General features: G+C 46.7%; 2 protein-coding genes. Both read right to left on the bottom strand.

Features of this window, described 5'->3' with window-relative positions; translation table 11 throughout:
- Positions 1-967, bottom strand: a 967-nt coding sequence (locus AC3A8L_RS21115) for a hypothetical protein (RefSeq protein ID WP_487964256.1), incomplete at its 3' end; no start/stop codon positions are given.
- Positions 968-977: 10 nt separating this feature from the next.
- On the bottom strand, positions 978-1,426 hold a 449-nt coding region (locus AC3A8L_RS21110), incomplete at its 5' end, for a pilus assembly PilX family protein (RefSeq protein WP_487964255.1).

The raw sequence follows: 1,426 nt of genomic DNA, 5'->3' as shown, positions 1-1,426 counted from the left end.
AGGCTTGGCAGTTTTTAATGCTGGAGGCGTAATCGGCTGGACACGCCTCTACCTTAACAGTGTAATCAGTAACCACTAAGGCGGGTAACGGATTACCGTCTTCATCATACGGAATTGCTACTGATGGCGAATCGAGAGCTGGGTCGTAGTTACCACCAGACGCCTCGCTGAACTTAGTTGACACAGCTGCATCTGTAGCTGCCCTTCCCCGAACATCCTCTTCTTCACTGTCGTTAATACCTTCGTCATTACCGCCTTTAACAAGGCATTGGTAACGCTCACCAGAGGCCCACAGGCCATAGTTGCCTGCTACCACCCTCATTAGCGGAGCATTGGTGTTAGCTTTACTCGTTTGCTGCCCAACTCCCGTATGCAAGGTAGTATTACAAATCGTTATACCGGTGGACGAAGAATGAGGGGTTAATTGGCTAAGCTCGTTACCCTCACCTTTGTAAAACTTTGCAAAACTGTGCGCATCATTGGGCAAGTAGCTGCGTTCTAAAATGTCGTTGGCACCGGTACGCTTGCCGCCATACAAAACAGAGCGCAGCATATCGATTCGAGTCATGGTGGCCCAGTTTAAAAAGTTACCGCTCCACGCGTTAGTACAGTAGTGGTTATCAGCTTCAGAGCTAATATTAAAAACATCATTACTGTGGCTGTAGCAGTGATCAGAACTAAAATAACCCCCGTAATCGCGGCCATTGTAATAAGTGATCTCTGTAGTATCGAGAGCGCCATCACCATTTAAGTCGTCGTAATCGGTATAGGCCTTAAAATACAGCTGGTGATCATTAGAAAGAGCTAACATAACCAATGGCGCAACGCCAGACTGCACCGAACGAGGTACGGCGTCGTAATTGCTCATTTGCTGAGCAGAAACATCCACAGCCACAAAATTAAACAGTGCCGAAAACCCCACTGCGTAAGCCCAAATGCTTTTAGGTAACCTGTATTTCGAGATCATATTTTACTCCTCACTGGACTTCGACCTTAACCATCGATTGTGACATTACCCGCGCGCGCTGCCCCAAACCTTCGGCCAAAGCTGTAACGCGATAAAGTGGCATATAAATTAAGCTTCCATCGCCATTCTCTCTATCATCTAACGTTGCTTGTGCGCCAGCATCCCGAAGGGTAAAGCACATAAACTCGACAAAATATTTTGTATCAATTGTTTCTGCTGTCTCCGCATCACCTTCGGCAACCGATACTTCTTGAGTCTCAAAATTACCGTTCTCGCCTGACCAGTTATTTTCGCTGTCCCAAACAGGCGAAAATTCAGTTATATCACTTGGCAAAATAGTACACGTTGTGTATGGCTCGTCTATGTCAAACTCTCCCGAAAAACAATATCCTTTACGCCCCGAATTTGCAGGTGCATCCTCTGCTGCACCTGCACAGTCAGGTTTGTACGCTTTTATGG

The sequence above is a fragment of the Marinagarivorans sp. genome, assembly GCF_982758155.1.
The sequence above is the reverse complement of the archived record's forward strand: the minus strand, read 5'-3'. Positions and strand labels throughout refer to the sequence as shown.